This is a genomic window from Cetobacterium sp. ZOR0034 (assembly GCF_000799075.1).
Lineage (GTDB): Bacteria > Fusobacteriota > Fusobacteriia > Fusobacteriales > Fusobacteriaceae > Cetobacterium_A.
Genome location: NZ_JTLI01000075.1, coordinates 1 through 5,228, shown reverse-complemented (window position 1 = coordinate 5,228; position 5,228 = coordinate 1). Strand labels below are relative to the sequence as shown.

At 26.5% G+C, this 5,228-nt stretch carries 7 protein-coding genes and 1 tRNA gene; all 8 read right to left on the bottom strand.

Going from position 1 to position 5,228, the window contains the following annotated elements; all coding sequences use genetic code 11:
* Positions 1 to 2: 2 nt before the first annotated feature.
* A tRNA-Val gene (locus L992_RS11870) sits at positions 3 to 75 on the bottom strand.
* 54 nt (positions 76 to 129) lie between these two features.
* Positions 130 to 612, bottom strand: coding sequence for a 2-C-methyl-D-erythritol 2,4-cyclodiphosphate synthase (ispF, locus tag L992_RS11865; RefSeq protein ID WP_047396470.1), 483 nt, complete (start codon positions 610 to 612; stop codon positions 130 to 132).
* Between the two features lie 9 nt (positions 613 to 621).
* A complete protein-coding gene (gene rfaE1 / locus L992_RS11860; protein WP_047382856.1) occupies positions 622 to 1,608 on the bottom strand; it encodes a D-glycero-beta-D-manno-heptose-7-phosphate kinase in 987 nt (328 codons plus the stop codon).
* Between the two features lies 1 nt (position 1,609).
* On the bottom strand, positions 1,610 to 3,166 hold the full coding sequence (locus L992_RS13225; protein WP_052191739.1) for a type II secretion system protein GspD: 1,557 nt from the start codon (positions 3,164 to 3,166) through the stop codon (positions 1,610 to 1,612).
* Positions 3,166 to 3,693: a hypothetical protein gene (locus tag L992_RS11850; protein WP_047382854.1), complete on the bottom strand. Its 528-nt coding sequence runs from the start codon at positions 3,691 to 3,693 to the stop codon at positions 3,166 to 3,168. The genes L992_RS13225 and L992_RS11850 overlap by 1 nt, the downstream gene beginning before the upstream one ends.
* A gap of 80 nt (positions 3,694 to 3,773) precedes the next feature.
* Positions 3,774 to 4,466, bottom strand: coding sequence for a hypothetical protein (locus L992_RS11845; protein WP_047382852.1), 693 nt, complete (start codon positions 4,464 to 4,466; stop codon positions 3,774 to 3,776).
* On the bottom strand, positions 4,444 to 4,836 hold the full coding sequence (locus L992_RS11840) for a hypothetical protein (protein WP_156110704.1): 393 nt from the start codon (positions 4,834 to 4,836) through the stop codon (positions 4,444 to 4,446). Before L992_RS11840 ends, L992_RS11845 begins: the two co-directional genes overlap by 23 nt.
* A 133-nt stretch (positions 4,837 to 4,969) precedes the next feature.
* Positions 4,970 to 5,228 (bottom strand): hypothetical protein (locus L992_RS11835; protein ID WP_047396468.1); only part of this gene is annotated, 259 nt, incomplete at its 5' end.

The following is a 5,228-nucleotide window of genomic DNA, read 5'->3' as shown; positions in this document are numbered from 1 at the left end:
GGTGGAAACAACTGGACTTGAACCAGTGACCCCCTGCTTGTAAGGCAGGTGCTCTCCCAACTGAGCTATGCTTCCTTGAAGACAAAACTAGTATAGCACAATCTATTCATTAATGCAACTATTTTTTTATTATATTTTATTTTTTTGTAAAAGAACTACACAATAAGATTTTATTCCATCTTCATTTCCTGTAAAGCCTAGTTTCTCTTCTGTCGTAGCTTTTATACTAACATTTGAAATATCTGTTTCTAAAACTAAAGCAACTCTTTCTCTCATTAAATCTAAATATGGTTTTAATTTAGGTTTTTGAGCAACAATTATACAATCTAAATTTACAATAGCATAACCTTTGCTTTTTACTATCTGAAAGACTCTTTCTAATAAAATCATACTATCAATATCTTTATACTCATTTGAAGTATCAGGAAAATGTTGACCGATATCTCCTAATGCTAAAGCACCTAACAATCCATCCATTATTACATGTATTAAAACATCTCCATCAGAGTGACCCAATACACCTTTTAGGTGAGGTATCTCTACCCCACCTAAAACCAATCTTCTACCTTCTACTAATCTATGAACATCATACCCATTTCCAATTCTTAGCATAACTTTCACCTATTTCCACTCATTATAGATTCTATTGTAAAAATCTAAAATCTCTTCTTTTGTAACTGTTGATGTTCCCATTTTTCCTACAACAACTCCCGCTGCTGTATTTGCAATCTTTGCTGCTTCATGAAGTGTTACTCCCGCTGCACATGCTAAAGTAAATACAGATATTACTGTATCTCCTGCTCCTGTTACATCAAAAACTTCTTTTGCATATGTTGGAATATTTATTACATTCTCTTCATGGAAAAGACTCATTCCTTCTTCACTTCTTGTTAATAATAAGTTGTCTAATTGTAATTTTTCTTTAAGCTCTTTTCCTATTGCAAGCATATTATCAAAACTCTTTTTTCCTAGACACTCAACAGCTTCCTTTCTATTTGGAGTCATTGATGTAGCCCCGATATAGTTAAGTGCATTTTTAGGTTTTGGATCTACCGTTACAATTATCCCTTTTTCTCTACATAGCGTTATTATTTTTTTTACAACTCTTGGAGTTAAAACTCCTTTATCATAATCTGATAAAATTATTGCATCTAATCCATCTATTCTTTTTTCTATTTGTTCTAATAAGTTATTTTCCAAATTTTCAGGAATTGCTCTAGCATCTTCCCAATCCAATCTTAATAGCTGCTGTGTACCACTTATTATTCTTCTTTTTACTATTGTTGGTCTATCATTAGTTTTTACAATTCCTGATGTTTCTATTGACTTTGCTTCTAATTCTCTAACTAATCTTTCACCATCAAAATCCTCACCAATAACACCAAAACAAACAGCTTTTGCTCCTAACGTGGATAAGTTGTTAACTACATTTGCTGCTCCACCTAGCACAAATCTCTCTTTTTTTATTGATACTACTGGTACTGGTGCCTCTGGAGATATTCTATCTACTGATCCAATCAAATAATCATCTAGCATCATATCTCCAACTACTGCAACCTTTAAATTTTGAAAACTATTAAGTATCTCTTCTAATCTACTCTTTTCCATTTTAAATCTCCTCTATTACTTCAGCTTTTAATTTTATATATAAATCTGTATGTTCTAATCTACTCGACCTACTTTTAAATAAAACTCCAACAGCAGGAATATCTCCTAAAAAAGGAACTTTACTATTTATTTTTTGATCTATTTTCCTTTTTAATCCCCCAATTAAAATTACATCATTATTTTTTATTCTAACTTTTGTTTGTAGCTGCCTTGAAATTTTAGAACCACCTTCTGAATTAAATGTTCCTGAATTCTCATCATTTGGCTTTAATGATTTTTTCAATTTAAAATCACTAGCCTCTAAGTCTAAATCTAGATAAACACTGTTATCTTCCTTTATAGATGGCAATACTTTCAATATTATACCAGCTTCTTTAAATATCGGTTTATAATTAATTGTATCATTATTTGTGTTTTCCTCTTTGTCTTCACCAACAATTACTTCTTCGGTCATTTTTAGTGTTCCTGTCTCACCATTTAATAGTATAATCGAAGGTAATGCATTCACCGTTAAGTCCTGTGTCGTTTCTAATAGATTTAAAGTTAAATCTAAAACATCTTTTCCACTATTAAATTTACTCACAAAATTAATTGAACTTCCCATAATTTCACCAACACCGTCAACTCCTGTTGAAACTAGTGTTTGAAGATAAACTCCACTATTTTTATCAGACAATCTACCTTGACTATCGTAAGCCCAATTAAATCCTAAATCTTCAAATAAATTTTCCTTTACATCTATAATTTCTGCAGTAACCCTAACTTGTTTTTTTCTTTTATCCAATTGATTTATTAATTTTTTAGCTGTGTAAACCGCTTCTCCATTACCAAAAATTATAATTGAGTTATTTCCTGGACTTGTTGAAACTTTCAACTTCTCATCAAAAGTCTCTTTTAAAATCTTTTCAATCTCTTTATGATTTAGATTTTCTAATAAAATATGTTCTATTATATCATCTTTTTTAATTTTTTGTTCCCTTTCTTCAACGATATTTTTTACAGATTTATAATTTTTTTTCTCAATATAAAAATCAAATCTATTAATACCTTCTTTTATATCTAAAAAATCTCCTTCGTATACATAATCGTTTGATAAAATCGATATAAAATATGTTCCTCTACTTAAACTATCTAACAAATACTCTCCATACTCACCAGATATAGCTTCTAAAGCCTCTCTTCTTTTCAAGAGAACTGTAACCCCTTTTACCTCTCTATTTGTATTTATATCATAAACTTTACCAACTAACATATCTTTATCTTCAGATTTTCTTCCTCTAAAAATAAAAGTATTACCACTCTTTACTCTTGTTAAACCATAGGTTTTTTCAACAGTTACTAAGATTTCTTCAATTGAAGTTCCTTTTTTAAAAAAAACATCCACAGTTATATCTTTTATATAAGAATCACCTATCAAAGTATATTTTGAATACTTTGATAAATGAGCAAATAAATCTGTAATTGGAATATCTTTTAAATCCAATTCTTTTGGATAATTCTCCATCGAAAAAATACTAAAACATATTAAAAAAAATAATATACCACTTTTAATCACCATTATAACATTCTCCTTTTTCCTTGAATATTTCTACTTCTAAACTTTTTAAAAGTGTCTCTATTATAATAATCATAGTCTATTTTATTTTTTTTATTATTGATTATATACATAATATTCGATTTTAAATACAACTTATCTCCATCTATTTCTATTAAAATTGAATTCATATTGAATTTTATAAATTTTTTTGAATTCTCCAAGTCATAAATAAAATTATAAATTTCAAATTCGTTTCCACGAATTTGAAAATAAACCTCTCCATATGTCTCACTATTTTTTTCTATTACCTCTCGACCTATCATTTCTAAATCTAAATTATTTTCTTCTATTAAATTATTTATAAAATTAAAAACATCTTCTGTTCCATTAAAAATAAAATAACTAAAGTTTTCTTTTTCTTTTTTTAAATCCATTTCATTCATTTTTTTATTGTATTCTTTAAACAAAATCTCTTTTTCTAAAATTATATTTTTTAAATTATTTTGAGTTACAGCTAAAACCTGTTTTTCATCAATTAATATTTTCAATTTTAAACCTTGATTTATAAAAATTAAAAATAAACTCAAAATTATTAATAAATAGATAAATATTTTTTTATCTAATTTTCCTACTCTTGATCTAATTCTATCAAAAAATATAGTTCTTCCCCCTCTTTTTTTATAAAATCAAATTTTGACTCTTTTATCTTTTCATATCCAGAAATAAATTTTTTTAATTTTGACAGATTACTCATATTTCTTCCAAATCCAGATATTAAAATTTTTTTATCTAAAAATTGTATTTTTTCATAATTTACTCCAGATATTCTTGAAACTTCGGATAGAAATACTAAAAAGTTATTTAAATCACTTTTCTGAAAAACATTAACTTTGTTCTCTTCATTTGGTATAATCTTTATCCTTTCATCAAATGAAGATATTATTTTTCGACTATTTACATTCTCTTTTCTTAATTCGAAAACTTGTTTTTCTAAAGATGAAACTTTAAAAAAAATTATACATAAAAAAAATAATTCTAATATTACTACTAATATTAATAACATTTTAATTTTTTTTGAAACTTTACAAGATTCTTTTAATGTCCATCCAACTTCTTTTATAACTTTTTTTATTTCAAAAACTATCTCTTCATCTAAAGAAAACGAGATTCTTAAGATAATATTTTCTGGAGCATCATAAATAAGTAATAACTCTTTAACTTCAAATGGAATCTCTTCATATTCTTTGAAAAGAGCTTGATTTATTATTTCACCATCTTCAAGAACTTTTATTCCTCTATCATTTATTTCTAACGTTTTCATACTTTACTCTTGCCTCAATCCTATCAACCCCTCTTTTATAACTGTTGTAAAAATCGCCGTCGTATCTTAAATATTCATAATTAATTTTTACAATAATCTCTATCAATTTATTTTCTATCCAAATCTCTTTCAATAATGTTATATCTAAAATATTATCTGTACCCAAATTTAACTCAACTTTTCCTGTTATTTCACTATTATTTCGTATCACTTTATATCTCTTATATCCACTTTTTGATATTTTATTTGGTTCTATCCAAATTAAATCATGGTCTTCAAAATATTCTATAATATCTCTATAAATATCTTTTTTTATGCTTTCATTACCTTTGCTAAGTTCATACTCTGCTATTATGCTTATATTCTCCATCTCCCAATAGTCATCATTTGAGCGCTTTAAAGCTTGAAACTCATCTATTTCAGATTTATAAAAAAATAAAAAGAAAGAGAAAGACCACATTAAAATAGAGATTAATAATAAAACTAAGGGTAAAATAACACCCTTATCTCTTGAGTTCTTTCTTATATTCTTGACTAAAATAAAATCCCTCCACATTTGCTCCATATTCTTTTAAATAAAATCTTATTTTCACTTTACTTAAAATAGTATCTCCCCCCTCTATCTTTCGAATCTCGTTTTGAGTATTTTTTAAACCATAGTATGATTTTATTAAATTACTTGTTTGATAATATATCTCAATTTCTGTTTCATCTTGATAAGCAATATACTTTTCTATTAATAACATATTTCCTTCTTTTAAG